Origin of the sequence: Macrococcus equipercicus (genome assembly GCF_004359525.2) — a bacterium.
Lineage (GTDB): Bacteria > Bacillota > Bacilli > Staphylococcales > Staphylococcaceae > Macrococcus > Macrococcus equipercicus.
The window spans coordinates 1-748 of record NZ_SCWC02000030.1 but is presented as its reverse complement, the minus strand read 5'-3'; the positions used below and the strand labels follow the sequence as shown (position 1 = coordinate 748).

Here is a 748-nt window from a genome sequence, read left to right as displayed (position 1 = left end):
AGTACTCAATCACCGTTTCTAAAGGTCTATGCGCCGACTTATAATGTCTCAGCAAATATAAATGGCTATGCGGATAACCGTAAGGAGGACAGTGGCTTCCTTTTTGCGAGCTGGAACAAGGTTCCAGGAGCTGCAGGCTATGGGGTCTACCTATTTAACGGTAAGGACTATGAACTGGTCGATATTCTTGATGGTAATACGACCACCTGGCATACAAGAGAGAAGAAGCTGTGGCCATTAGGTGGTCAGTACCTACTCAATAAGGATGGGGTTGTCGGCGGGGGGCGTGAGCTGCCACTTGATCCATCATCCACCTATGCGACTGCCGGCGGAGATGCTGATAATAAGTACAAAGTGAAGATTACTTCTTTCAGACATGCAGGTACTTCAACAGGCAAGATTGAAAGGTATTTCAACGGTGAAAGCGACATAGATATCGCAGAGTAGAAGGAAGTGGAGATCCAGAAGGATGCATCGCCGGATTTTGGGGATGAGGAATTCTACCCGACGGTCGATACAGAACTCGGGACTTTCAACACATTCAACAATAACCAGGTCCTCAGTGAATCTGATGCATCTCTGCCAGGTCGAGGACCTGAGATAGAGGCAACAAGAAGCTTCAACTCGAAGACCAATCATACAGGTATGTTCGGTCTCGGATGGATGAGTGGATTTGAACGCAGACTGAATATTGAAGATACAGCTGTCACGCCGAAGGTCGTCCAGTATACAGAGGAGGACGGCTCCA

At 47.7% G+C, this 748-nt stretch carries 2 protein-coding genes; both read left to right on the top strand.

The features are described 5' to 3' along the window. Positions 1-447 (top strand): hypothetical protein (locus ERX35_RS11530; RefSeq protein ID WP_170234632.1); only part of this gene is annotated, 447 nt, incomplete at its 5' end. Positions 448-453: 6 nt separating this feature from the next. Then, positions 454-748, top strand: a 295-nt coding sequence (locus tag ERX35_RS11295; RefSeq protein WP_149459984.1) for a DUF6531 domain-containing protein, incomplete at its 3' end; no start/stop codon positions are given.